The sequence below is a fragment of the Pseudomonas sp. GW821-FHT09C10 genome (assembly GCF_059418085.1).
Genome location: NZ_JBWKPE010000007.1, coordinates 99,326 through 123,081, shown reverse-complemented (window position 1 = coordinate 123,081; position 23,756 = coordinate 99,326). Strand labels below are relative to the sequence as shown.

The 23,756-nt window shown below is 56.8% G+C and carries 27 protein-coding genes; 19 read left to right on the top strand and 8 right to left on the bottom strand.

Annotated features, from left to right (window positions below; genetic code table 11):
• Window positions 1-185 precede the first annotated feature (185 nt).
• The gene (locus AC07OT_RS15400) at window positions 186-671 is read right to left on the bottom strand and encodes a hypothetical protein (RefSeq protein WP_141157445.1); all 486 of its coding nucleotides are present in this window, start codon (window positions 669-671) and stop codon (window positions 186-188) included.
• Window positions 628-1,695, bottom strand: coding sequence for a nucleotidyltransferase family protein (locus AC07OT_RS15395; RefSeq protein WP_495108418.1), 1,068 nt, complete (start codon window positions 1,693-1,695; stop codon window positions 628-630). The genes AC07OT_RS15400 and AC07OT_RS15395 overlap by 44 nt, the downstream gene beginning before the upstream one ends.
• A gap of 701 nt (window positions 1,696-2,396) precedes the next feature.
• On the opposite strand from AC07OT_RS15395, the gene AC07OT_RS15390 reads away from it, so the two are divergent.
• The 12 genes from AC07OT_RS15390 to cysC all read left to right on the top strand — a co-directional run bounded on the left by AC07OT_RS15390 (window position 2,397) and on the right by cysC (window position 14,353).
• The gene (locus AC07OT_RS15390; protein WP_065939804.1) at window positions 2,397-3,377 is read left to right on the top strand and encodes an NAD-dependent 4,6-dehydratase LegB; all 981 of its coding nucleotides are present in this window, start codon (window positions 2,397-2,399) and stop codon (window positions 3,375-3,377) included.
• A gap of 8 nt (window positions 3,378-3,385) precedes the next feature.
• Entirely contained in the window at window positions 3,386-4,537 is a 1,152-nt protein-coding gene (locus tag AC07OT_RS15385) for a LegC family aminotransferase (protein ID WP_065939803.1), read from the top strand.
• Window positions 4,534-5,688: a UDP-N-acetylglucosamine 2-epimerase gene (neuC, locus tag AC07OT_RS15380; RefSeq protein ID WP_065939802.1), complete on the top strand. Its 1,155-nt coding sequence runs from the start codon at window positions 4,534-4,536 to the stop codon at window positions 5,686-5,688. The genes AC07OT_RS15385 and neuC overlap by 4 nt, the downstream gene beginning before the upstream one ends.
• Window positions 5,689-5,691: 3 nt before the next feature.
• Window positions 5,692-6,777 carry an N-acetylneuraminate synthase gene (gene neuB, locus AC07OT_RS15375; protein WP_065939801.1) on the top strand — a complete coding sequence of 362 codons (1,086 nt, stop codon included), beginning with the start codon at window positions 5,692-5,694 and terminating at the stop codon, window positions 6,775-6,777.
• Window positions 6,774-7,466, top strand: a complete 693-nt coding sequence (locus AC07OT_RS15370; protein ID WP_495108417.1) for an acetyltransferase — start codon at window positions 6,774-6,776, stop codon at window positions 7,464-7,466. The genes neuB and AC07OT_RS15370 overlap by 4 nt, the downstream gene beginning before the upstream one ends.
• A 391-nt stretch (window positions 7,467-7,857) precedes the next feature.
• A complete protein-coding gene (locus AC07OT_RS15365) occupies window positions 7,858-9,177 on the top strand; it encodes an N-acetyl sugar amidotransferase (protein ID WP_371914623.1) in 1,320 nt (439 codons plus the stop codon).
• Entirely contained in the window at window positions 9,174-9,935 is a 762-nt protein-coding gene (gene hisF, locus AC07OT_RS15360; protein ID WP_065939798.1) for an imidazole glycerol phosphate synthase subunit HisF, read from the top strand. Before AC07OT_RS15365 ends, hisF begins: the two co-directional genes overlap by 4 nt.
• On the top strand, window positions 9,928-10,578 hold the full coding sequence (gene hisH, locus AC07OT_RS15355; protein WP_065939797.1) for an imidazole glycerol phosphate synthase subunit HisH: 651 nt from the start codon (window positions 9,928-9,930) through the stop codon (window positions 10,576-10,578). Before hisF ends, hisH begins: the two co-directional genes overlap by 8 nt.
• On the top strand, window positions 10,575-11,267 hold the full coding sequence (locus AC07OT_RS15350; RefSeq protein ID WP_065939796.1) for an acylneuraminate cytidylyltransferase family protein: 693 nt from the start codon (window positions 10,575-10,577) through the stop codon (window positions 11,265-11,267). The genes hisH and AC07OT_RS15350 overlap by 4 nt, the downstream gene beginning before the upstream one ends.
• Window positions 11,268-11,482: 215 nt before the next feature.
• A complete protein-coding gene (locus AC07OT_RS15345; protein WP_495108416.1) occupies window positions 11,483-12,565 on the top strand; it encodes an acyltransferase family protein in 1,083 nt (360 codons plus the stop codon).
• 92 nt (window positions 12,566-12,657) lie between these two features.
• On the top strand, window positions 12,658-13,614 hold the full coding sequence (locus AC07OT_RS15340; RefSeq protein ID WP_065939794.1) for a hypothetical protein: 957 nt from the start codon (window positions 12,658-12,660) through the stop codon (window positions 13,612-13,614).
• 118 nt (window positions 13,615-13,732) lie between these two features.
• The gene (cysC, locus tag AC07OT_RS15335) at window positions 13,733-14,353 is read left to right on the top strand and encodes an adenylyl-sulfate kinase (RefSeq protein ID WP_065939793.1); all 621 of its coding nucleotides are present in this window, start codon (window positions 13,733-13,735) and stop codon (window positions 14,351-14,353) included.
• Between the two features lie 22 nt (window positions 14,354-14,375).
• Here cysC and AC07OT_RS15330 read toward each other — a convergent pair whose 3' ends face one another.
• Window positions 14,376-15,257, bottom strand: coding sequence for an EamA family transporter (locus tag AC07OT_RS15330; RefSeq protein ID WP_495108415.1), 882 nt, complete (start codon window positions 15,255-15,257; stop codon window positions 14,376-14,378).
• Window positions 15,258-15,360: 103 nt separating this feature from the next.
• Here AC07OT_RS15330 and AC07OT_RS15325 point away from each other — a divergent pair, with 103 nt between their 5' ends.
• The 3 genes from AC07OT_RS15325 to AC07OT_RS15315 all read left to right on the top strand — a co-directional run bounded on the left by AC07OT_RS15325 (window position 15,361) and on the right by AC07OT_RS15315 (window position 19,151).
• Complete coding sequence (locus AC07OT_RS15325; RefSeq protein WP_115489139.1) at window positions 15,361-16,143, top strand: AraC family transcriptional regulator; 783 nt, start codon at window positions 15,361-15,363, stop codon at window positions 16,141-16,143.
• A gap of 93 nt (window positions 16,144-16,236) precedes the next feature.
• A complete protein-coding gene (locus AC07OT_RS15320) occupies window positions 16,237-17,790 on the top strand; it encodes a DUF726 domain-containing protein (protein WP_495108414.1) in 1,554 nt (517 codons plus the stop codon).
• Between the two features lie 41 nt (window positions 17,791-17,831).
• Complete coding sequence (locus AC07OT_RS15315; RefSeq protein WP_141157455.1) at window positions 17,832-19,151, top strand: Nramp family divalent metal transporter; 1,320 nt, start codon at window positions 17,832-17,834, stop codon at window positions 19,149-19,151.
• 21 nt (window positions 19,152-19,172) lie between these two features.
• Here the strand turns inward: AC07OT_RS15315 and AC07OT_RS15310 are convergent, their stop codons facing one another.
• The 3 genes from AC07OT_RS15310 to AC07OT_RS15300 form a co-directional block, all read right to left on the bottom strand.
• Window positions 19,173-19,550 carry a type II toxin-antitoxin system VapC family toxin gene (locus AC07OT_RS15310; RefSeq protein WP_495108413.1) on the bottom strand — a complete coding sequence of 126 codons (378 nt, stop codon included), beginning with the start codon at window positions 19,548-19,550 and terminating at the stop codon, window positions 19,173-19,175.
• Complete coding sequence (locus tag AC07OT_RS15305) at window positions 19,547-19,897, bottom strand: type II toxin-antitoxin system Phd/YefM family antitoxin (RefSeq protein WP_371914519.1); 351 nt, start codon at window positions 19,895-19,897, stop codon at window positions 19,547-19,549. The genes AC07OT_RS15310 and AC07OT_RS15305 overlap by 4 nt, the downstream gene beginning before the upstream one ends.
• A 126-nt stretch (window positions 19,898-20,023) precedes the next feature.
• Window positions 20,024-20,956 carry a LysR family transcriptional regulator gene (locus AC07OT_RS15300; protein ID WP_065939868.1) on the bottom strand — a complete coding sequence of 311 codons (933 nt, stop codon included), beginning with the start codon at window positions 20,954-20,956 and terminating at the stop codon, window positions 20,024-20,026.
• 118 nt (window positions 20,957-21,074) lie between these two features.
• Between AC07OT_RS15300 and AC07OT_RS15295 the strand changes: the two genes are divergently transcribed.
• The 3 genes from AC07OT_RS15295 to AC07OT_RS15285 all read left to right on the top strand — a co-directional run bounded on the left by AC07OT_RS15295 (window position 21,075) and on the right by AC07OT_RS15285 (window position 22,280).
• A complete protein-coding gene (locus AC07OT_RS15295) occupies window positions 21,075-21,563 on the top strand; it encodes a DMT family transporter (protein ID WP_065939787.1) in 489 nt (162 codons plus the stop codon).
• A gap of 4 nt (window positions 21,564-21,567) precedes the next feature.
• Window positions 21,568-22,020: a DMT family transporter gene (locus AC07OT_RS15290; protein WP_027607512.1), complete on the top strand. Its 453-nt coding sequence runs from the start codon at window positions 21,568-21,570 to the stop codon at window positions 22,018-22,020.
• Window positions 22,021-22,109: 89 nt separating this feature from the next.
• A complete protein-coding gene (locus tag AC07OT_RS15285) occupies window positions 22,110-22,280 on the top strand; it encodes a metallothionein (protein WP_074846300.1) in 171 nt (56 codons plus the stop codon).
• A 44-nt stretch (window positions 22,281-22,324) separates the two neighbouring features.
• Here AC07OT_RS15285 and AC07OT_RS15280 read toward each other — a convergent pair whose 3' ends face one another.
• Window positions 22,325-22,588 carry a hypothetical protein gene (locus AC07OT_RS15280; RefSeq protein WP_495108412.1) on the bottom strand — a complete coding sequence of 88 codons (264 nt, stop codon included), beginning with the start codon at window positions 22,586-22,588 and terminating at the stop codon, window positions 22,325-22,327.
• A 16-nt stretch (window positions 22,589-22,604) separates the two neighbouring features.
• Window positions 22,605-22,847, bottom strand: a complete 243-nt coding sequence (locus AC07OT_RS15275) for a DUF6555 family protein (protein WP_495108411.1) — start codon at window positions 22,845-22,847, stop codon at window positions 22,605-22,607.
• A gap of 116 nt (window positions 22,848-22,963) precedes the next feature.
• On the opposite strand from AC07OT_RS15275, the gene AC07OT_RS15270 reads away from it, so the two are divergent.
• Window positions 22,964-23,740 carry an AraC family transcriptional regulator gene (locus AC07OT_RS15270; protein ID WP_495108410.1) on the top strand — a complete coding sequence of 259 codons (777 nt, stop codon included), beginning with the start codon at window positions 22,964-22,966 and terminating at the stop codon, window positions 23,738-23,740.
• Window positions 23,741-23,756 lie beyond the last annotated feature (16 nt).

Sequence of the window (23,756 nt, the reverse complement as noted above, 5' to 3'; positions counted from 1 at the left end):
ATCTCCGTCGCTAAGCTAATGAAGTCGTTATGTGTTGGAAAACTAGGATAGAAATTCTTTCGCAAAAAGCGCGGCTCGCAGGTCTCTGATTGTTGCCGTCGACCGTTGCACAGTTCATGGAGCGGTCGAAACTGAGTTACTCGTGGTAACGACTCGCCCGCCACACTTTTTGGTAAGGTTGCTATCTATTTAGCATCCTTGATTGCCGCTGTGGCACGCAATTTGGCGCTCTTGGCCTTTTGGGCTGCGTCTTTCGCAACTTGTGACTGCGGGGCTGCTGCAGAAGCGGCCGATGCAAGCTGTACGTAGGCATCAAGCCTCAGCATTGCCGACTCCGGCGAGGACTTGATTTCAGAGAGCGCCTTTTCAGACGCTTGCATTGCCGCGACGGCAACGGTTTCCGGGGATTTTGCAGCCAATTGTGCAGCGCCTTCAGGCGAAGACAGTGCAAGTTCAAGCGCCTGATTTTCAAGGGTTACCGCAGGGGTCGCTTTGGCGGGGCGGCCAAGAGCCTGTCCTTGTTTGTCGGACGATTGATCGCAGCCAGCAATGCTGCCAGCGGTAGCGGTCAAAATAGTCAGAAGCAAAAGCATTTTTTTCATGGAAAATTCACTGTGCTGTTTGGCGTTAGTTTGCAGGCTGCCTTTCGGTTTTTTGCGCAGACCATTCATGTTGTGCTCGTTCGAATTCTTCGATGCGACCAATGTCAAGCCAGTACTCGCGCAGAGGAAATGCCGTAGTGGCTCTTTTGGCCGCGATCAAGTCCTCGAACATTGTCGGCATGTCGTAAAAAGTGCCAGAAGGAATCTGGTCGAGCACTGAAGGCGAAATGGCGTAGATGCCCGCGTTGACATAAAAGCTGTGTATCGGTTTTTCATCAATGCCGGTAATGGTCGAGCCATCGACCTTCACTACCCCGTAGGGCACCTGAAAGTCGTACTCGCGTACTGTCATCGTGGCTTCGGCGTTGTGATCTTCATGAAACTGCAGCAAATCGTCGAAGCGTGCATGGGTCAAGAGATCGCCATTCATTACCAGAATAGGGTGATCCGGGCGTTTGGGCAGTAGCGACAACGCGCCTGCTGTGCCTAGCCGTTTGTTCTCTTCCAGATAGCGAATTCGCACACCCCATTTGCTGCCATCCCCGAAGTGATTGCGTACTACTTCGGCGAGGTAGTTGACGGAGAGGAAGAAGTTGCGAAACCCTTGCTCGATGAAACTCTCCAGAATGCACTCCAATATGGGCTTTCCGGCAATCATCAGCATCGGTTTTGGACAGTGTTCTGTCAGGGGGCGCAGCCGTTGTCCCAGGCCGCCAGCCATCAATACCACCCAGTTTGGGCGTTCAAGTATGCCCGTCAGGGCATCGAGAGTGGCTAAGCCGACGACGCGCTGTTCGTCATCCAGCAGTGGCAGGTGGTGCAGAACCCCACGGCGCATCAGGTTCAATTGTTCGTTACCGGAAGATGTCGCGTGCGCAGTTTGCGGCGCATGATTCATCACCTCGGCAACAGGCGTTTCCAAGTGGACTTCCTTGAGGATTGCCCGGCGCACGTCACCGTCGCTGAGTAGTCCGACCAGTTTTTCCTCATCATCCAACACCAGCGCCATTTGCATCCCACAGGCGTCGATGCGGACAATCGCTTCGCGCAACGGAGTGTTCGGCGAGACTACGGTATCTCTCCAATCCTTCACTTTATCGACTTCCTAATCTGACTGGAGTACTTCGAAGCAGAGCTTCCCTATTTACTTCTTTATAACGCTCCGAATCTTTTGAACAGCCGAACTGTTGTGCAGCCGCAGCTGATAAACAGGGGCGCACCAAGCGTACACGAGAGGTCTGGTAAGTCAACAAAAGTGATTGATGGGCGGCTTGGGCATGCGGAGGATCAACGACTTAGACCGGTTTTTGCACCAAGAGTGGCCTGGGGATGTTTTTCGACGCTCTTTGAGCTGCTATGATCGGCGCCTATTTTGTGCAGGGATGCATTCTCACCGATTTTTTGCCAGGCGCCTCTCAGGCGGCTCGCAATTGATCCTGGCAAAGCTCCCTTGACGTAAAGTGACGGGAGCATTCCTCCCTGTTTGATTTTCAACACCTTTGGTTTCGCTGGATGGCGGGCCGTGCCATGTCGTCGTCGCTGCCCCAGGGTTACTGGTGGGCAAGCTGATGGCGCCAGCCGGGCTGTTCGGTGCAAGATATGTGCCTGCGGATGGCCTTGCCTTGTGCTTTGCCAATCAGGTTATCTATATGCAGCCTGGTGCAATGAGGGATGTGCGTCTTTTGGCGCGTATCGCAATTTTTAAAGCAGGATCCGTTTGTAGGACTCTTGCGTAACTGGATTTTTGTGTCTTGGGCTCTGGAGCTTCGGGGCAAGTACGTTAAGGGTTGAACGATGACTACAGTTTTAGTGACCGGTGCGGATGGGTTCATTGGCTCGCATTTGACCGAGCTGCTCGTGCGTGAAGGTTATAATGTCAAGGCGCTGTCTCAGTATAACTCCTTCAACTATTGGGGATGGCTTGAGGACGTCGATTGCCTGTCGCGAATCGAGGTGCTCAATGGCGATGTGCGTGACCCGCACTATTGCAAGCACATCACTAAAGGCGTCGATATCGTTTTTCACTTGGCAGCGCTGATTGCCATTCCTTATTCGTATGTCGCGCCAGACAGTTATGTGGACACCAATGTCAAAGGCACTTTGAATATTTGTCAGGCCGCCTTGGAAAACGGCGTAAAGCGCATTATCCATACATCCACCAGTGAGGTGTACGGCACTGCCCAGTATGTGCCTATCGATGAGAAGCACCCGCTTCAGGCACAATCACCGTACAGCGCTTCAAAAATTGGCGCTGATGCAATGGCGATGAGTTTTTTCAACGCATTTGATCTGCCATTGACGATTGCCCGGCCGTTTAACACCTATGGCCCTCGCCAGTCTGCTCGCGCAGTTATCCCGACGATTATCAGCCAGATCGCCGCCGGGCAGAAACAGATCAAGTTGGGTGATGTAACCCCGACTCGCGACTTCAACTATGTCGCCGATACCTGCCGTGGCTTCCTAGAGTTGGCCCGCTGCGAGCAAGCCATCGGTGAAACAGTAAACATCGGTTCGAATTTTGAAATTTCGGTAGGTGATACGCTCAATCTTATTCGCGAGTTGATGAATAGCGATGTTGAGTTTCTGACAGACGATCAGCGTCTGCGTCCCGAGAAGTCAGAAGTTTTCCGCTTGTGGTGTGATAACTCAAAGATCCACGGTCTTACCGGTTTCGAACCTGAGTATTCGATTCGCCAAGGCTTGGAAAAAACGGTTGAGTGGTTCTCCCAGCCTCAAAATCTCAGCAAATATAAAGCCAATATTTATAACGTTTGAGGCTCGAAATGTTTGATGCCCTGGTTCGGTTTGTACGCGATCAATATGGAACAAATGAGTTCATTCCGTTGCATGCCCCCGTGTTCTCCGGTAACGAGAAAAAGTATGTAGCAGATACGATCGAATCGACCTTCGTCTCCAGCGTGGGTGCCTTTGTAGATCGTTTCGAGCGGGACATGCAGGTTTACACGGGCAGTGAGCGCGCAGTCGCTACCGTAAACGGTACTGCTGCGTTGCACGTAGCGCTTTTGTTGGCGGGAGTGAAGCCGGGTGACCTGGTCATTACTCAGTCCCTGACTTTTGTCGCTACATGCAATGCCATTGCCTACTGTGGCGCCCAGCCTGTTTTCGTCGATGTCGATCGCGAGACCTTGGGCCTTTCGCCGTCAGCCCTGGATGCATGGCTTGAGTCCGAAGCGTTTATCGACGCCGATGGCCTTTGCCGCTTGCGAAGTGACGATCGTGTTGTCAGGGTCTGCCTGCCAATGCATACATTTGGTCATCCCGTAGCGCTTGATGCGCTCATGGAGGTCTGTACTCGCTGGGGGCTGGCGTTGGTGGAAGATGCTGCCGAGTCTCTAGGCAGTACTTACAAAGAGCGTCATACCGGCACCTTCGGGCTGATTGGCACCCTCAGTTTCAATGGCAACAAGATCATCACCACTGGCGGTGGCGGCATGCTGCTGACCAACGAGGTACTGGGCGTTAAAGCCAAGCATCTGACGACTACTGCCAAACAGCCTCATGCCTACGAATATGTACATGACGAAGTGGGGTATAACTACCGGTTGCCGAACCTCAATGCGGCCCTGGGTTGTGCGCAGCTGGAACAGTTGGATTCGTTCCTGGTATCCAAGCGACAGCTTGCGATGAATTACAAGCATGAGTTGGCACAAACCGACTTGCAGTTTTTTACCGAGCCGGCGCATGGCAAATCCAACTACTGGTTGAACGCAGTCATTTGCAATGACAAGACGCAGCGTGACGAACTCCTGAAAGCGACCAACGACAGTGGAGTCATGACTCGCCCCATCTGGAAATTGATGAACCATTTGCCGGCTTACGAGCATTGCTTGAAGGGTGATCTCAGTAACTCGCATTGGTTGGAGGCGCGTATCGTCAACCTGCCAAGCAGCGTGCCGCCTGCGGGACGCTCATGAAACGTCGCGTTGCCGTCTTTACCGGTACTCGGGCTGAGTACGGCTTGCTGTATTGGCTGATGAAAGGTATTCAGGCCAGCGAGCTGCTTGAGCTGCAAACCATCGTCAGTTGCATGCACCTTTCTCCTGAGTTTGGAGAGACTTGGCGACAAATCGAGCTCGATGGTTTTGCCATCGACGCCAAGGTCGAGATGCTGCTGTCTTCCAATACCGACGTCGGCGTAGCCAAGTCCATGGGGTTGGGGACGCTGGGATTCGCTGATGCTCTGGATCGGTTGCGTCCGCAGATGCTGGTGGTGCTGGGGGATCGATTCGAGGCGCTGAGCATTGTTCAGGCTGCGTTGGTCATGCGCATTCCCGTGGTTCATTTGCATGGTGGGGAGCTGACGGAAGGTGCCTACGATGACGCCATTCGCCATGCAATCACGAAAATGGCTTATCTGCATTTCGTGGCGGCCGAGCCCTATCGGCAGCGTGTCATTCAGATGGGTGAAAGCCCCGAGCGGGTCTTCAATGTCGGAGCGGTGGGGCTTGATCACATCAGGCGCACGCCGCTTATGTCGGCACAGGAGTTGAGCGAGAGCCTGCAGTTTGCCGTGGATGCACCGCTCATCCTGGTCACTTACCACCCGGTCACGGCACTGGCCGAGGACCCGGTGCAGAGCTTCAGCGCCCTGTTGCTGGCCTTGGAGGAGTTCGCGGATTATCGTGTCATTCTGACCTACCCGAACGCCGACAATGGTGGTCGCGCGATCATTCCGCTGCTTGAGGATTTTGCTGCCCGTCACGCTGATCGGGTATTGGCGATCCCTTCATTGGGTTTTCGGCGTTATCTCAGTGTCGTTGCACGCTCCTCAGCGGTTGTCGGCAACTCTTCCAGTGGGATCATCGAGGTGCCGTCTCTTGGCGTGCCAACCGTCAATATTGGTATGCGTCAGGCTGGCCGGCTTTGTGCGGACTCTGTATTAGCCTGCCCGCCGGATAAAGACGCCATCGTCGCGGCGCTTGCGTTGGCACTGAGTGCGCCATTTGCCCAATCTTGCAGGGACACAACCAACCCGTACGGGCAGGGCGAAGTCGCCGAGGCTATTGTGGCCGTTCTTGAAACTTGTGACCTATCGAGTCACAAAACATTTCATGATTTGAGTTGACGTATGAAACTACCCAAAAAAGATGCGGTGTACGTTATTGCTGAGGCCGGTGTAAACCATAATGGTGAGCGCGAGTTGGCGTTCGAACTGGTCGACATGGCCGCGAGCGCCGGAGCGGATGCGGTAAAGTTCCAGACTTTTGATGCTCGTAAATTGGCTTCCGCAAGTGCGCCCAAGGCCTTGTATCAGCAGGAAACTACCGACGCGGCTGAAAGTCAGTTAGCGATGCTGCAGAAGCTTGAACTGCCTCGTGCCTGGCACGCCGATTTGCAACGCCATGCCAAAGCCCGTGGCATTGAATTTATTAGCACGGCTTTTGATAGCGATAGCCTGGACTTTCTCTGTTCGCTGGGTATTCCGTTCTTCAAGGTTCCCTCTGGGGAATTGACCAATGGGCCGCTGCTTTGGCAGTTTGCCAAGACCGGGAAGGCGCTCATCCTGTCGACGGGCATGGCCACGCTGAGTGAGGTCGAGCAAGGTCTGGCTATTGTTGCGCACGCACTGTGCAATGACGCCGAACCGGCACATATGGACGAGGTTTGGCGGTGCTGGAGTGATGATGAGGCAAGAGGCCGTTTGGCTGGTCATGTCACCTTGTTGCACTGTACGTCGCAATACCCTACGCCGATGGCGGAAGTAAACCTTCGGGCCATGGATACGTTGAAAGAAGCATTCGGACTTGAAGTAGGGTACTCGGACCATACGGAAGGATTGTTGGTGCCTGTTGCCGCGGTTGCCCGTGGCGCGACGGTGATCGAAAAACATTTTACGTTGGATCGCTCCATGCCTGGCCCCGATCACAAGGCCTCATTGGAACCGTCGGAATTGGCTGACATGGTGAGGCAGATAAGAGCGTTGGAATTGGCTCTTGGGAAGCCGGGAAAATCCCCACAACCCAGTGAGTGGGACACTCGCAAGGCTGCTCGTCAGCAGGTAGTGGCAGCCCGCGAAATCACGTCGGGGCAGCCGTTCGCCCGCGCCGACCTCACCACCGCGCGCTCGGGCAGCGGCTTGCCTGCGACGCAGTTGTGGCAGCGCGTTGGAGCGATAGCTTCTCGTAACTATCGTGCCGGCGAGATCATCGAGTGACTGGGTCAGGTCGCGACGTTTCCCTGCTGCCATTTGTCATTCTCGGCGCTGGGGGGCATGCGAAAGTGTTATTGGCGCTGCTTCAGTCGATGGGGGCGGTAGTGAAGGGGGTCTGCGATCCTGGCCTGGCGCAGAGCGGTATCGAATGCTGGCGTGGCGTAAGGGTGCTGGGGGGGGATGAGGCACTTGATGGGCTGGATCCAACCCAAGTGTCATTGGTCAATGGCCTGGGACAGGTCATCGGCAGCGATCGCAGGATGCAGGTATTTCAGGAATTGACGGCCAAGGGCTTTACCTTTGCGCCGCTTGTGCATTCGGCAGCTTGGATCGACTCCACTGTGGTGCTGGAGGCGGGTGCCCAAGTCATGGCGGGGGCAGTGATTCAGCCCGACTCCGTCATAGGCGCCAACACGATAATAAATACCGGGGCCAGAATCGATCACGACTGTATAATCGCAAGCCATGTACACATTGCTCCCGCGGCAGTTCTATGCGGTGGAGTAAAAGTGGCGACTCGCGCATTTGTGGGTGCAGGTTCAACTACGCTACAAGGCCTCAGCATTGGCGAGAGTGCCATAGTGGCAGCGGGAAGTACGTTGGTCAGGGACCTGCAGGCGGGGCATTTGGTGGTGAGCTCTCCAATGCGGATCCGTGAGTCGAAATTTAAAGTTCAGTCCAAAAGATCATGAGATCAGTTGAACGATGCCCCTTAAAAATGCGCCTATCAGGCCCTTGGTCGCAATCCATGAAATGGGACTGCGCAAGGCTTGTGCGTCTGAGCGCGTCAATAGAACTCAGTTTTCAGATGATGTCAGGCAGTACTGAAGGAAAAAACGTTATCCGACTGAAGCGACAAGGAATGTCGGCCTCAATGAGCGGCTGATAAACCGAATACACGTAAGCGCTGGTATCTACGTGTGGGCCCCGAGGTACTCGATGAATTCGTCTATTGGGGGGCCGAGCGATATACCAATGTTGTTCGAGCGCGTGCAGCACGCGGGGCGGTAGCGATGCAGGCCCAACGATCCGCTGTTGGCACGTACAAGTACACTGTTCAATAAATAATTTCGTGATTGGAGATTGGTTTTGAAAATTGCCCCGGGTTCATCTATAGATCTTTCAAGGTTCAGCAAGCCAAAAAGTGAACTGGAAGTTTATTACGGGTTGCCGCGCGACGTTAAGTTCTGCAAAAAATGCAACATGTCGAACCAGCAGCCGATGTCGAGTAATGAATACGCGCACAGCAATGGCTCGACCAAGACAACCTTGAGTTTCGACGAGGAGGGTGTATGTCACGCTTGCCGTTTCAACATTCTCAAGGAAGACGGCGAAATCGATTGGGATGAGCGCGAGCGTGAACTCGTCGAGTTGTGCAATCAACATCGCAAGACCGACGGCACCTATGACTGCATCGTCGGTGGTAGCGGTGGTAAGGACAGCGCGATGCAGTCTCACCTGCTGAAATACAAATACGGCATGAACCCTCTGACCGTGACCTGGTCGCCGCATCTGTATACCGATATCGGTTGGAAAAACTTCCAGCAGTGGCTGCATGTGGGGGGCTTCGATAACTATCTGTATACCCCAAATGGCAAGATTCACCGCCTGCTGACCCGCAATGCAACAATCAACCTGCTGCACCCGTTCCAGCCATTCATCCTGGGGCAGAAGACGTTCGTTGCCAAAATGGCAGCACAACTGAATATTCCGCTGATCTTCTACGGAGAAATGCCCGGCGAATATGGCGAAAAGATTTCCCATAAAACCTCCAGCTACGCGGCAGCCAACGAAGTAGCGGAAAGCGAGGGTTTTTCGCTGGATTATTTCGGTGGCAAAGACGTACGCGACGTTTATCTGGGCGGCAAGAAAATCGGCGAATACCTGGATGAAGGCGTTCCTCTGGTTGACTTGAAAAGCTACCTGCCAATGCCCGCCGAAGTGCTTGAGCGCAAGGGTATCGATTTCAAATACCTGGGTTACTACAAGAAATGGGTACCGCAGGAGGCCTACTACTACGCCGTAGAGAATACCGGCTTCGAAGCCAACCCTGTTCGCACTGAGGGGACGTACTCCAAGTACAACAGCCTCGATGACAAGGTCGACGGTTTCTTCTACTTCACCCGTTGGATCAAGTTCGGCGTAGGCCGCTCGATGATGGACTCCGCTCAGGAAATTCGTAACCACCACATCGACAAGGACGAAGCAATTGCGTTGATGCAGCGTTATGAGGGTGAATATCCATCGCGCTACGAAAAGGAATTCCTCGACTACATCAGCATGACCCGTGAAGAGTTCCTGGAAACGTGTGATCGTTTCCGCTCCCCGCACCTTTGGCATGTGGTGGATGGCGAGTGGAAGCTGCGTTACACGCCCTGGAATCCTCAGGTTAACGCTGAATGAGCAACACGCGACTGATTGCCCGCCTTGATGTGAAAGGTGCCAATCTCATTAAAGGCATTCATCTTGAGGGGCTCCGCGTTGTCGGGTCCCCTAACGAACATGCCCTGCGTTACTACGAGCAGGGCATTGATGAATTGATCTATATGGATTGCGTCGCGAGTCTGTACGGGCGCAACAGCCTGAGTGAGCTGATCAAGCAGGCGGCAGAGAATGTCTTCATTCCCCTGACCGTCGGCGGAGGCGTGCGATCGGCCGACGATGTTGCTCATCTGTTGAGATGTGGCGCTGATAAGGTGGCGGTCAATACCGCTGCCGTAAGCAACCCGCAGTTGATCACCGAGATCGCTCGACGTTTTGGCAGCCAATGCATGGTTTTGTCTATTGAGGCAAAAAGCGTCTCGCCGGAACGTTGGGAGGTTTTCACCGACAATGGCCGTGAAAGCACGGGCATTGACGTCGTTGACTGGGCAAAACAGGCCGCAGCACTGGGGGCCGGAGAAATCTTGCTGACTTCAGTCGACCGCGAAGGAACTCGCAAAGGTTTCGATCTGGCGCTTGTTCAAGCGGTGAGCGAGTCAGTCAATATTCCTGTTATAGCCAGCGGCGGCATGGGTAAAGCCCAGGATGCGGTCGAGGTGGTCAGGAAGGGCGCGGATGCGGTCGCCATGGCTGACATTCTTCACTTTAAGCGAGCATCGTTGGCTGACATCCGAACAGAAGCATCTGCTGGCGGGATCCGGGTTCGAACCTATGAGTAATGTAGTTACTGTTATCGATTATGGCGTAGGTAACCTGTTCAGCGTCCGCCGGGCGCTCGAACACTGTGGTGCGACGGTAAATCTGGTTTCCGATCCCGATGCGTTGAAAGACGCCACCAAGGTTCTATTGCCGGGTGTGGGCGCATTTTCGAATGCAATGACGATGTTGTCGGCAAACGGAATGGATCAGGCAATCAAAGAGTACGCGTCATCAGGTGCGCCACTTTTCGGTATTTGCCTGGGCATGCAGTTGTTGCTCGATTGCAGTCACGAGTTTGGCCTTATCAACGGGTTGGGATTGATCCCGGGTACGGTAGAACCCATACCTGCCGTTGATAGCAGCGGTGCTCGTCTGAAAATCCCGCATATCGGTTGGTCCAACCTGGTGTGTGCCGCAGGGCGCGAATCCTGGGACGGGACATTGCTGGCCTCGATAGAACCGCATAACAGCGCGGTCTATTTTGTGCACTCTTACATGGCTGTGCCTGACGATGGTGCTCATCGCGTTGCGGATTGCTTGTACGGCGATACTGCGGTGGCGGCTGTCATCGGGCGCGACAATGTGTGGGGCGCTCAATTCCATCCTGAAAAAAGTGGCAAGGTCGGATTGTCGATGTTGAGCGACTTTGTGGCGCTGAAATGAAAATCCTTGCAATCGTACCCGCAAGGGGCGGATCCAAGCGGCTGCCCGGAAAGAACATCAAGGTTCTGGGTGGGCGGCCGTTGATTGCATGGACAATTGAAGCTGCGCTGCAAAGTGGCGTTGTTACCGATGTGGTGATTTCCACGGACGACCTGGCTATTGCAGACGTTGCCCGCGCCTTTGGTGGCAATGTTCTCAGTATGAGGCCCGCACATCTGGCCACTGATACTGCTGGCAGTTTTGATGTGGTGGTGCAGGTGCTGGATGAGTATGAAGCGGTTCATGGCGCGGTAGAGGCTGTCATGTTGCTTCAGCCGACGTCGCCCTTTCGTTCGGCAGAATCCATTCGGCGCGCGGTAGTGCAGTTCCAGCAAGACGTTTCCCGTTCCGTGGTCAGTGTGACTGCTGCCAGTTCCCATCCTGCTTGGTGTTTCAGGCTGGATGGGGACACGATGACGCCATTCCTCGGCTGGGAGAGCCTGTCGAGGCGGTCTCAGGATCTGGAACCGGCCTACACGCTGGACGGTTCGATTTACCTGCTGGCGCCAGACGTGCTTCGTGAGCAGAAGCGTTTTGTAGGCCCCGGTACGGTGCCGTTAGTCATGACGGACAGTCGCGAGTCGCTGGATATTGATACGCCAGAGGATTGGGATATCGCGGTACGTCTGCTGGAGCGGGCATCGACATGAGCGGACGTCCGCCTGAAACGGCCAAGCTTGAACAAACCGTCATTCTCGTTTGAATGACGGTTTTTTGTTTTTTGCGCGGGGTGGTGTTCTTTATGCGTCAGTGCCATCCGCTGATGGTTGCACGATTATATGGCGGAGACGCGTTTATCTCTGCATGTCAACTCCGTTGAAAACAGATGTTTTTTTTCGAAGAATAATGAATAAGGGATATATTCGTGACTAATAGATTATCCATCGGCCAGTCGACCATGCTCGACGCAATACGCGCGCTGGCAGCGTTTGTGGTGCTGGTGGGGCATACCTTTTCAGTGGTGGTACCTGACAGTTGGTTCGGCAATGTAATGCCATTTCAAAGCCTGGCGGTTGTTGTGTTTTTCTGGCTTTCAGGTTTTCTTATTGCCTATCAATGCCTGAGTAAAGCCAAGTACAGCTTTGGCGAATACATGATTGATCGCTTTAGCCGGATATATGTTTTATATGTTCCGGGGCTGATAATAACCTTCCTGGTTTGTATTGTTTTATTGGGCCGGGCGCCGCCAACGGCCTGGGATTCTGTCGGGCATCTTTTTCAGCTTCAGCACACGCCTTTTGCCAGGATGATAGAGGGCGTGCCGCCTATAAGGATTTATGGGGGCAACAGTGTTCTTTGGACAATCGCCATTGAGTGGTGGCTTTACGTCTTTTTCGGCATTGCCTTTTTTTGGCGATCGATGGGAAAAATTGAGAAAGCGTTTGCAATGCTGCTGGCAGGTCCAGCGACGTTCGTGGTTGGGTATTTCACCGTGTGGGAGTCGGTGGCATGGGAGTGGTTTGTGGGGGCTGCCTGCGCGACTATATTTGTTTATGCGCCCCAGATCGGTTGGCGGCAGGTTGTTATTCCCCTGATGGCTGTTGTGGCCGGGGTCCTCTGGCGATTCCAGAAACTCTCGCTTGCCAGTCAAGTAAATATGTATGACTTGCAACTGTTGATCTTTTCAGGTGCAGGACTGATGCTCGTGGTACTGGCATGCAAAGATCTTCATATCCCATCGCCGCTCAAATGGGTGGCTGCGAAGGGCGCTTTTGTGTCCTATGCGCTGTACCTGACACATGAACCTATTCGCGTCCTGGTGGGGCAATATATAGATTCATCGCGCGTACCTAATGCTTGGCTGTCGGTATTTATATGCATACTGTTCGCAACCTTGCTCGCGTGGTTGCTGGAAGATAAGCACGTCAATCTACGTGTCTGGCTGAAAGGAAAGTTGATCGCCCCCAAGGATGGGGTGGCCAAGGTTCAGGCGACGAAACTGACCTAGGCTGATCGCGAAAGCCTGCCGCAACTGCAGGGCGTTGAATTTACTCATGGGGTGGCGCCGATTGTTTTCGGGGACCTCCAACAGGATATTTAATGAAGCTCATTCATATTGGCCTGCCCAAGTCAGCGTCGACCTACATACAGGCCGCGGCACAGCAACGGGGCGACGTGCAGGTGTTGCAGTGGCACAACTACGCGCAAAATATAGTTCAGGGTGCTTCGCTGGGCGCTTATCTGAGCGGGCCGGGGGAATCGACGATAGCGCCACATGTTCCACTGGCCGACACCCCTGTTTTTGTGAGCAGTGAAGAACTCTGCGGTTGGGCGCCGAGGCCGGTAACGACAGATGAAATTCAAACCTACCAAGGCCTGGTAGCGGCTGCGCTGAAACACGAGTTATCCGACGCGAAAGTATTGATTGTGACAAGAAGTCCGTTGTCGTTTTTGGACAGCTATTACAATCAGGCGGTAAAGGAAGGCGCCTCTGAAAATCCTCGCGTGTTTGCCGAGCGCTGGCATGCGATGTTGCTCGAACTTCTGAATTACACAAGGTTGTGCAGTCTGTACGCTTCACTGTTTGGTGCCTCAAATGTGCTGGTTATTCCCGTAGAGTTACTACGTGACGACCCCGATCGTTTCTACAATATGATTGAGGGGCACGCAGGCTTTACCTTGAGGCCTCGCTCTCCGCAGAGCATTCAGCACAACCGCTCTCTGACCGGCCATGAGCTGCAGGCTATGAGAGTGCTGAATCGAATGCTGAAAGTACTGTCAGCCGATCAACGGGGCAAACCCGAGCAGTTCCTGCTACCTCACTTGAACTCGATAAAGCGCAGTTTCCTATCGTATTACATTGAAAACGACCCGAACTCCAAGCGGCGAAGCCGACGGTTGCTGCACACGGCCGGAGTCAGTGTTGATAAGCGTAAGGTCTCGACGGTATTTCTTGAAAAATGGCGTGAGGCAATTGTTTGCGGTTTGAGCGGATTGGAACAGTACGCCTTTCCCCGTGAGTATTTATCCACCTACCTGGCAGAAGTTGGGAGGTGATCGTCTCTTGATATACTCATGTCTGAAGTGCCCAAGACGATTGGCCATAATCGAACGGTGCTGAGTAGAATGCTCCGCACCGTCTAACTCATGCGTTGAGAGATGCTGGATCTAACTTATGAAGTCGCCTTTCAATACCCCTAACTTGACGTCTGTCAGCCACCATGTGACCCAGGCTGAGCGCGCCCATTATATGGGGGCACAAGGTGCCGTACTTTGGTTTACGGGCCTTTCTGCGTCCGGAAAGTCGAGTTTGGCGATGGCCTTGGAAGCGCATCTGTTGAGGTCCGGTTATGCGTGCTACACGCTGGACGGAGACAATGTTCGCAAAGGGCTTAACGCCAACCTCGGATTTTCAGAAGACGATAGAACAGAGAACATCCGCCGGGTCAGTGAGGTAGCCGCACTGTTCGCCGATGCAGGCATGATTTGCATCACGGCATTCATCTCCCCCTATCGTGAAGGACGCGCTCGTGCCCGCGCCGCTGCCAGCAACACGTCTTTCCACGAAATCTATATCGCAGCAGACCTGGCAACGTGTGAGCTGCGTGACCCCAAGGGCTTGTATCGCAAGGCTCGGGCCGGGGAAATTCTCGATTTCACTGGTATAGATGCACCGTACCAGCCGCCCTTGAACCCGGACTTGGTCATTGATACGGCTAACCAGACGTTCGAGCAAAGCCTGAGTCAACTGGTTGAATATGTTGTTGAGCACATCCCAACCAGAACTGATCGCTGAACGGCGACTTTTTGCTCGAAGATTATTTTGGTTTTTTTCCCAGGCTCGGTCTGTAGCCAGGCATTAATCCCACTGCCAAGCCAGCGATGATCACCGCAATGCAGATCAGGTTGGTAGTGGAGAGGTGCTCGCCGGTGATCAGCATTGAACCGGCGATTCCGAATACCGGAATCAGCAATGACAGCGGCGCCACCGTAGACACGGGATACAGCCTGAGCAACGAGTTCCAGCCCCAATAGGCAAAATGTGTGGCCAGGTAGACCTGAAAAAGGATGGACCCGGTGGCCCTCAGGTCGAGACTAGCGGTTAAGTGTTCGAATGGCGCGCCACCGTGCATCCACCAAGCCATGAGGAACAGTGGAATCGGTGGAAACAGACTGGCCCACACCATGAACGAAAAGATCTCTTTGACGCCCGATTGCTTGATGATGACGTTGCCGATGCTCCAGGCCAGGGCACTGAGCACGATCAGCAGGACACCCAACAGCGCGTGGTCGCCGGTTTGAGTCGAGATAATCCCGAGCAGGCCGGCCAATGCGAGGACCGCGCCGGCTATCTGCGGACCTCGGATTCGCTCATTGAACAACACACAACCCCAGCCCATGGTGAAAAACACGCTGAGTTGAATGATCAATGACGCGATGCCGGGGCTCACACCCCTCTCGATTCCATAGTTGATCATGCCCCACATACCCAGCCCGAAGATAAAGCCGTAGGCGGCCACGTAGCTGAACTTGATGGCGGGCCGCTTGATGAAGAACACCAGCGGCAGGGCGGCGAGGGCAAAGCGAATACCCGTGAGAATAAACGGGTCAACCGTGCGCAGGCCCAATTTGGTGATAGGGAAATTCAACCCCCACACCAGGGTGACGAGCACAGCTAACGCCAGGTGTTTTTTCAGCATGGAGTATTCCCTTGGTCATTACACTTTTCTAAGACAGTGAATGTTAGGGAGTGGCTGATTGGCCCGCTTGCTATGCAAGGCCAAGTTTTGACAGAATCGGGCCATGATTCCGACCTTTGATTCCGCCAGTCCAGAAGCCGTGGTAACGCTGCGCGAATACCCCAGCGGTACCGTCTTTGAGCGGCACACCCATTCACGTGGCCAGTTCGCCTATGCCTCCACCGGCGCGCTGAAAATGTTCACCGATCTCGGCAATTGGGTGGTACCGCCGCAGCGGGCGATCTGGGTGCCGGGTGGTGTGCCCCATGAAATGCAGATGCGCGGGGATGTGGTGATGCTCAATACCTATCTGGACGCCGATGCCGCTAAGCGGGCACGGTTGCAGGAGCGCTGCCAGGTGTTTGAAGTGTCGCCCCTGCTCAGGCATTTACTGGAGGCGGCGCTGGCTATCGACTCCTCGGCATTACCCAGCGTGAGGCATCACTGCGTGCTGACGCTGTTGATTGATGAAATCGCAGCCATGCCCGAGCTGCCCCTCAGCGCGCCATTGCCTGGCGAGCCACGGCTGGCACGAGCCTGTCAGCGTTTCCTGGATGCACCCACGCAAAAAATCACCCTCGATGAGATGGCTGATTGGTCGAACATGAGCCGACGCACCTTCACTCGCCATTTCTACGAGGGCACGGGGATGACGTTCGTGTCCTGGCGCCAGCAGGTGTGCCTATTGGAAGCCACCGCACGGCTAAGCCATGGCACGTCCATCACCGATGTCGCGTTCGAATTGGGGTTCAGCAGTTCCAGTGCATTCACCTCCGTGTTCCGGCGCAACCTGGGGGATTCGCCGGCGCGCTACCTGGCCAAATCAAAGGCTGCGGCGCAGTTCTGATCCCTTGCCAGTGCCACGCCGGTCAGGATTCACCGTTCTACGGGCCTCCCTTTGTTATTATCGCCGTCCCTCGTCACCAGGAGTCACCGGCCCATGCAGCACCAGTGGGATGAAATGCACCGCACCCGCAAGCCCACGTTCGTATTGTGCGGCGAGCCTCAGGGCGATGTGCTCAATCTCTATGTTCACGGTTACTCGGCGTTCTTTAACCGGCAACAGCTGGGCAATTTCAAGCAACAGCTGGCGGGTATCGAGGGGTCGACCAACCTGATGCTGTTCTGGCCGGCGGGGCATTTCCTGGAAAACCTGTTTGCGCCCTTCAAGGAGGTGATCGCCGCGATGCTGGGTGGTGGCAGCATCGGTGCCGCGACCGTTGGCGTGGGCAAGGCGATTGCCTATTTTCTCGACCACTACAAAAGCGTCGAGGCGCGGGTGGACGAAGTGGCCAGGAGCTTGCTGCCGGAGCTGGACAGCTACCTGCATGGCGAGGCGCTGGAGGTGCGGCGTATCAACCTGATCGGGCATTCCCTGGGGGCGCGGATTCTGGTCAAGAGCCTGCTGGCCAGCCCTGAAACTGCACGGGAACTGCCGTTGGACAACCTGCTGTTGATGGGCGGGGCGATCTGTACGTCCAGCCCTTGGGATGAAGTGTGTGCGCCGCTCAAGGGGCGGGTGATCAATTGCCACTCCAGCAAGGACTGGGCCCTGGCCATGAAGCCGGACACCGAGCGGTGCATCGGCCGGTATGCGATCCCGGTGACGCCGGCGCTCAAGGCCAAGGTTACCAATGTGCACCTGGCCACCTTCGATCACGCCGCTTATTGGCCGCAGTTGCAGACCGTGGTGCAGTACACCGACCTGTTGCAGGAGCGGCGCGGCCTGATCCGCGCCGACCAGCGCAGCAGCGAGGTACGCTTTGCCGAAGAGGACACCGACTTGTTGGCGGCCCTGGTGCAGGCGCGGCCGGAGGAACTGGCGTTCCTGGCCGAATTGATGGCGCAAAAGCGCAGTGCATCGATCGACGCCACGGTGCGCGAGCCGCTCAAGCTGGCCATCGAGTTGCAGCGCATGGGCGGCGACAGCTTTATGAACCTGGCCCGCGGCCACGGCGTGAGTTATCGCCAGATTGCCGAAGAGGTGGCGCAGCGACTGGGAATCAAGTTTGCCGAGCCCGTTGAAACGGTGGCACTGGCTGACCTCGAAGCCCAGGTCGCGGAAAAACTGCTCGAGCAGTACAAGGACAAACTCAGCCACGCCGACCGCCAGGTATTCGATGCTGAACTCAAGGCGGCCGCGCAAAAGGAGCAGGGTCTGTTCAGCCGTTTCGATCTCGGCCGAACAGCCACTACGGCGTTGAGCGGCACGGCGCTGGCCGGGTTGACCGGGTTTATCCTGCGTCGTGGTGCGGCCTCCGCGATCCCGGTGGTCGGCCAGGCGTTGGCGGCGGCGATGCTGCTGGTGAGCGGGGTACGGGCGTTTTCCGGCCCGGCGTACTCGATCACCACCCTGGCCGTGCTGGTGATCGGGGTGATTCGCCAGCGCATGGAGCGTGAAGCCTTGAACCAGGAGATGGATCTGGTGGTGCAGGTCGTGGAGGCGTTTGACCTGCCTCGGGACACGGTGATGCGCACGGTTGCGTCCGACTGATAAGCTGAGCCTCTGTCGAGTGTGTTTGCCTGGGATACCGTGTGAAATTCAGCCTGCCGAAAATCGCTACCGCTCCATTCTGCCCGCCGGAAGTGGCCGGCTCCGTTGTCGTTGACCCCAAGGCGTCGTTCTTCAAACGCATCCTGATGTTCGCCGGGCCCGGCCTGCTGATCTCCATCGGCTACATGGACCCGGGCAACTGGGCCACGGCTATCGAAGCCGGATCGCGCTACGGCTACAGCCTGTTGTTCGTGGTGCTGCTGGCCAGCCTGGCGGGGATGGCGGTGCAGTGCCTGTGCTCGCGCTTGGGTATCGCTACCGGCAAGGACTTGGCGCAACTATGCCGTGAGCGCTACAGCAAACGCTCCGCACGCACCCAGTGGGTGCTGGCGGAAATCTCCATCATCGCCACCGACCTCGCCGAAGTGCTCGGCTGCGCCCTGGCGTTTCACCTGCTGCTGGGCGTTTCCCTGACCACCGGCATTGTCATCACCGCCTTCGATACGCTGTTGGTGCTGGCTCTGCAGAACCGTGGTTTTCGCCGCCTGGAAGCGATCATGCTGGCGCTGGTGGCGACCATCGGCGTGTGTTTCTTCATTGAGCTGGTGCTGATCAAACCGTATTGGCCGGATGTGCTCAGCGGCTTTACCCCATCACTGTCGGCCATCAGCGATGCCGCGCCGTTGTACCTGGCCATCGGTATTCTCGGCGCCACGGTGATGCCCCATAACCTCTACCTGCACAGCTCGGTCGTGCAAACCCGCCTGATCGGCAAAGACCTCGCCAGCAAACAGGATGCGATCAAGCTGGCCCGGATCGACACCATCGGCTCCCTGGCCCTGGCCCTGCTGGTCAACGCTGCGATCCTGATACTCGCCGCCTCCGCCTTCTACAAGACCGGGCACACTGAGGTGGTGGAGATCCAGGACGCCTACCGCTTGCTCGACCCGTTGGTGGGCGGCGCCTTTGCCAGCATCCTGTTCGGCATCGCCTTGCTGGCCTCCGGGCAAAGCTCGACCTTTACCGGCACCATCGCCGGGCAAGTGATCATGGAGGGGTATCTCAACCTGCGCATTCCCTGCTGGCAACGCCGCCTGATCACCCGTGGGCTGGCGCTGATCCCGGCGTTTCTCGGGGTGTGGCTGATGGGCGACCAGGCCATTGGCAAGCTGCTGATCCTCAGCCAGGTGGTGCTCAGCCTGCAACTGCCGTTTGCCTTGTACCCGTTGATCCGCATGACCGGCGACAAGCAACTGATGGGGCCGTTCGTCAATCGCCTGCACACCCGGGTGCTGGCGTGGTTTCTGTTTGCGCTGATCAGTGGGGCCAATGCGTGGTTGATCGGGCAGTGGGTGTTCTGAGTTCCAGGCCGTGGGTGCGGGCTATACCAGGATTGCCAAGGATGTGTACTGGGCAATCTGCGTGTCGGCGGTCAATAGCCTCATCGGTTCACTGATGGCTGTCGCTACGATAAGTCGATCAAAAGGGTCTTTGTGATGAGGCTCAAGATCCTTTACGGCAATCGCGTGTTCCGAGGTGATGGGCAGTTCGACGAAACCGCTTTCAAGGCAATATCCCCGGATTTCGTCCAGGTCTGCATCGAGTTTTCCAAGGCCGACCTTGATCGCCAGTTCCCAGAAGGTTGCCGCGCTGACGTAGATCTCTGCGGCATTCTCGATCAGTCGTCGGGCTTTGCTGGATAGCTTCGGATCGTCACTCAGTGCCCAGAGCAGAACATGGGTATCCAGCAGCACCCTCATGGATGGCTGCCCTCAAACGCATCCAGCAGATCGCCTGGCAGGGGCGCATCAAAGTCCTCGGGGACAACGAGCTTTCCTTTCATCGCGCCAATTCGCTGACCGTTGGATTTCCCCACGGGAACAAGTTGTGCCATCGCACGCCCATGCTTGGCAATGGTGATAATTTTGCCGGCGGCGGCGTCATCCACCAGTTTTGACAGGTTATTTTTTGCTTCGCCCAAGGGTACGGTAATCATGAGGTGCTCCGCGTATTTTGGCCAAATATAGCCAAAACTGGGTGAGCTATCCAAGACGAGCCGACCGCTGGTTGCCGCCTCACGTTCAGCGCGTGACGGCTTTGGGTACATGAAAACCATGGCATCTCTCCAAAAAGGACATCGCCAAAGTCTGCCCCAATGCACCCGGTCCAAAATAGGGTGGCCCGTTAAATCAGACCGAACCTACTTTTACTACTCGGAAAATTCCTCAACCGTTTATCGATCCCAATACGGCACCGTCCCAAAACACTCCACAAAATAATCGATCACCGTGCGCACCTTCAGCGACAGCCTGCGGCTCCCCGGCCACAGCGCCGCGATCTGCTGCGGCTCCAGCGTGGTCGCCACTTCATATTCCGTCAGTACCGCTTGCAGGGTGCCAGCGCGCAGGCCTTCGCCGATCAGCCAGGACGGAAACACCACCAGGCCCAGGCCTTGTTCGGCGGCGTGGGTGAGGGTGTCGGCGTGGTTACCGGTGATCGGGCCCTTGACGCTGTAGGGCGTCCAGTCGCCCTGGCCTTTGCGGAAGAACCAGCGTTGCTGGCCGGTGATGCCCTTGTAGGCCAGGCACTGGTGATGGAGCAGTTCCTCGGGGTGCTGGGGCGTGCCCTGGCGGGCCAGGTAGGCGGGGCTGGCGGCGAGGCGAAAGCGCTGGGGGGCGAAGATGCGCGCCTGCATGCTGGAGTCGTTGAGCACGCCGATACGGAACAGCAGGTCGGTGCCGTCTTGCAGCGGGTCGACGTATGTATCGGTTTGCTGGATGTCCAGTTGCAGCTTCGGGTAGCGCCGGCATAACTCTCCCAGCCACGGTGACAGGTGACGCTGGCCGAACACCATCGGCGCGTTGATGCGCACCAGGCCGCTGGGTTCGCTTTCCTGTTCCTGCAGGGCCTGGCCGGCGGCTTCCAGCTGTTCGAGCATCAAGCGTGCGTGTCGCCCCAGCAGGCGCCCGGCTTCGGTGGGGCTCACCGCGCGGGTGTGGCGGTAGAGCAACTGCTGGCCGAGGGCCTGTTCCATCAGCTGGATCTGCCGGGAGATGGAAGAGGGCGCCAGGCCTTCGCGGCGAGCTACTTCGGAAAAGCTGCCGTGGTCCAGCACCGCGACGAACAGGCGCAGTGCCTTGAAACTCAATTCATTCAAGCCCTGCATCAGGCCTCCGGTTTGTGCGTATTGCGCAAAGGTGTTGTCGGCATGCTCCCATTTATCGCACAGGACGGCCACCGGATAATGCGCGTCATCCAATCCTTTGTTGACGTGCAGGTGATGTATGCAAGCAAGTTCCATCGAGGCCGTGGCGCAAGCCACGCCGAAGAAAAACCTTCTACGGCTGCTGTTGTTGCCGCTGGTGATCCTGGCCGGCATGGGCTTGTCGGTCGAGGCCGGATTGCTCGGGCCGCTGGGCGTGCAAGTGGGGCACCTCTGGGCAACCTTGAGCATCTTCGGCGTCGGCTCGGCGATTCTGTTTTTGCTGCTGTTGTTCAGCGGCCCGCAAAAGGGCCCGGCGTTGTCCGAGTTGCCGCGCTGGCAACTGATCGGTGGGTTCCTGGGGCCGATGTATGTGGTGGTGCTGACCCTGGCCACGCCGCACATCGGTATTGCCATGACCATGATCGCGATTTTGTCCGGCCAGGTGGGCAAGAGCGTGCTGATCGACCATTTCGGCTGGTTCGGCACTGCACGCAAACGGGTCAATGGCGAGCGCTGGATAGCCCTGGCGTTGATTGTGGCGGCACTTGTTCTGATTGCACGAGGGTAAGGCGATGAATCTGATTCTGTTATTGGTGCTGGTGATTGCTGCCGGTGCGGTGCTGAGTGTGCAGGCTGCAATCAATGGTCGCCTCGGCCAGGCGGTGGGCGTGTTGCGCAGCAGTCTGCTGACGTTTGCGGTGGGTGCGCTGACCACCGCGCTGCTGATTTTCTTCTTCGAGCCGGCCCAGTCCGTGAGCCTGCTCGACGTGCCCAAATGGCAACTGACCGGCGCATTGTTCGGCGTGGTGTACATGATGGTGATGGTCGGGGCCGTGCCGGTGGTCGGTACTGCGGTGGCAACCGTGGCCGTGATCACCGGGCAATTGGGCATGGGCATGCTGATCGATAACTTTGGGTGGCTGGGCAACCCGGCCGTCGAACTGTCGAGCAGCCGCATCCTGGCGATGGTGTGCCTGGCTCTGGCCCTGGTGTTCATGTACCGCAGCAATACACGCACGGACTGATGGTTTGAACCATCGCCGACGCCTGGCAGTCACTGCTTAAGGTGCCGGCAACCGCCGCACCGGACGACCATAGAAGAAGGAGTCTGGCCATGCCTGATCAAACCTGTGCCTGCCCGCATTGCAAGTGTGTGCTGGGCGTCGATGCGGTAATGAAGGACGGTAAGGGCTATTGCTGCCAGGGCTGTGCCGAGCACCATGCCCATGGCGAGCCTTGTGCGGCGGCGACGGGGTGCGAGTGCGCCAAGTCGGCTAAAGGCTGAATACGTTCGCAGGGAGCGTCAATAGCGCGCTCCCTGCGTATCGCTTACTGGGGTTCCAGCTCCAGGCGCAGGCTGTGGTCGGACAAGCGCCGGCTGTCTTTTACCACGCCGCTGGTTCGTCGACCTTCGAGGGCCAGCACCAGGGTCTGCGCATCATGCAAATCGTCCGGCAGCGGCTGGAACACTTTCAGCACCAGCCAGCCGGGTTTGCGCTGCAAGCTGACCTGGCACTCGACATGCCTGGCCAGCGGCCCGAACAAGGTGTCGCGCGTGTAATCAATGCGCGCCTTGCCATTGATTGAATCCATGGTTATCTCTCCCTGATCAAGCCTCGGCGCGCACATCCGAGCGGCGCCATTGCACGTTTTTTATGCCGAATTTTTCGGCCTGTTCCTGGCTGGTTTTCTTCACCCGCTCGCGGGCAAACCGGCCGATACGGCCCACGCCGGCGTCACAGCTTGCCCAATGCCAGGCCTCCAAAGTATCGAGCCTTTCCAGACGAATGATGAATGACTTGGCTTCGCCATGAAGGGTGTAGTCGATCACAAACAGTTTTGCGTTATTCATTGGCCCCTCAACCCTGGTGGTGTAAGCAAGTGATCGCCCTCGGCGGTAAAAATTCACTCGGATTGTCGGACGGTGGTCTTTACCATGGCGGCTGACTTCCGATAGATGTGCTCCCCATGGCCCTGGCTGCACCCCCCGACCTCAGTGATCACGCCGTCCCCGTGCAACCCTTGGCGCGCACCTACCCGCGTGGCCTGTACGTGGAGCCCCATCGCCACGACTGGGGCCAATTGCTCTATGCCATGAGCGGCGTGATGTGGGTCGAGACGCCTCGTGAAGCCCTGGTGGTGCCGCCCCAGCGCGCGGTCTGGCTGCCGCCGGGCGTGGAGCACGGCATCCGGGTGGTGTCGGATTTGCAGATGCGCAATATCTACTTGCGTCCGGCCCTGGCGGCGACATTGGACAGCCAGGTGCAAGTGATTGAAGTCGGTGGGCTGCTGCGTGAGTTGATCGTCACGCTGGTGGAACAGGGCGACAGCGGTGACGAGGGATATTACGCCGCCTTGGTCGGCCTGGCCCTGCTGGAGTTGCAACGGGCGCGGCGCTCGCAGATTCGTATCGCCATGCCGGTGGAAGCTGACCGCCGGTTGATCAGCGCGTGCCAGGCGGTGATGGCCGCGCCTTCGCTGGACATCCCTTTCGAGCAGCATGCCGAAGCGGCCGGTGCCAGCGTGCGCACCTTGGCGCGACTGTTCCAGCACCACCTGGGCATGGGCTTTGCCGAATGGCGCCGCCAGGTGCAATTGGCCACGGCGGTGGCCGAGTTGATCCAGGGCCAGTCGGTCAGTGCTGTCGCGCGTTCCCTGGGCTATTCGCCGAGCAGTTTCAGCGACATGTTCCGGCGGGAACTGGGGATGGTGCCTTCCCAGTACGTGAGTTGGCCGAAATCCTGAAGCCCTTGGCCGATGC